The sequence below is a fragment of the Flexivirga lutea genome (genome assembly GCF_054778955.1).
On sequence record NZ_BAAGZB010000009.1, the window covers coordinates 1 to 1,438 of the forward strand.

At 70.0% G+C, this 1,438-nt stretch carries 1 protein-coding gene and 1 pseudogene; both read left to right on the forward strand.

The window, feature by feature from the left end:
- Positions 1–833, forward strand: a pseudogene (locus ACYVBN_RS18340) (hypothetical protein); the annotation flags it as partial.
- Positions 781–1,438 (forward strand): hypothetical protein (locus ACYVBN_RS18345; protein ID WP_460601767.1); only part of this gene is annotated, 658 nt, incomplete at its 3' end. The pseudogene ACYVBN_RS18340 and the gene ACYVBN_RS18345, both read left to right, overlap by 53 nt.

Genomic DNA, 1,438 nt, shown 5'->3' on the forward strand with positions numbered 1-1,438 from the left:
AGCGGCTGGGAGACGTGATCCAAGCGGCGGAGGCGGTGAAGGGTTTCGCTGATGCGGTGTTGCTGGATGCGACGTCGGCGTTGGTGGAGGACCTGGCCGCTGATCATGGTGTGCCGGTGGATGATTCGCGGTATGCCGAGAAGGTTGCGGTGCATCGCAAGAGTGCGTGTCGGGCGGTGGTGCACGAGGTGCAGTTGCTGACCGGTTCGACGTTGACCGCGGCGCGGGAGCGGGTGCGGTTCGCCACGGCGATGGAGCAGCGGGTCGGTGGTGCGCACGGGTTGATGCGTGCGGGTGGGTGTTCGTGGGAACGGGCCCGGGTGGCGTATGTCGAGACGGCGCATCTGGATCCGGTGCTGGCCGGTGAGGTGATCGACCGGTTGCTGGCAGCACCGGAGCGGACGACGGCCGATGGTGACGGCTTGTTGCCGGTGCCGGTGTCGCACAGTGGTTTCCGGGCGCGGGTGCGTCGTCAGCTGGCGTTGGTCGAGTCCGCGGCGGCCGATGCACGGCGTCGGCACCGGGACGCGGTGCAGAGTCGCGACGCGTGCACCTTCCCAGGACGGGATGGCACCGCGACATTCCAGGCCAACGGCGAGGCGGTGCGGGTGTTCGCCGCGCAGCAGCGGGTGGCGGACCTGGCGCGGGCAGCGCGGGCGGCCGGGGACGAGCGCACGTTGGCGCAGTTGCGCTCCGACATCGGGCTGGATCTGTTGCTGCGCGGGAGGGTGCCCGGTGATGAGTTGCTCGGGCAGGCCCCCGGTGGGACGGTTGCACGTCGTGGTGCCGCTGGCCAGCATCCTGCCCGAGGGTGCCGCGTGCGGGGTTGGTGAAGTGCCCGGGCTGGGATTCGTGCCGGCCGAGCAGGTGCGCCAGGTGGCGGTCCGGGCTGGCTCGATGTGGGCGCGGTTGGTGACCGACCCGGTCACCGGTGCAGTGATCGACGCCACGCGTACCTACCGCGTCCCTGCCGGGATGGCCCGGCTGGTCCGGGCGAGGGACCACACCTGCCGGGCGCCGGGAGATTGCGGTGTACCAGCCGCGGAGTCCGATCTGGATCACGACAGCGACTACGAGCCCGCAGCGGGTGAACCCGGTGAGGGTGCGACGCATCCGGACAATGTGCACGTAATGCATCGTGGGCACCACAATGCCAAGACGGGCCGGTTCTGGCGGAGTCGACAGCACCGGGACGGGTCGATCAGCTGGCAGACGCTGACCCGACGTCTGCGGACGACGCCTTTCGACCATCATCGTCCCGATGACCAGGCGCCGCCGGTGGTGAGCGCGGCCGAGCAACAGGTCGGGATCCGGTTGGCGTTGTGCCGCGAACACGACGTGGTCCCCAACGTGTTCACCGACCTGGCCGACCTACGACTGATCCACGACACCAGCCCGCGGCCGGATCCGCGGCCGGATCCGCAGACGGATCCGCAGA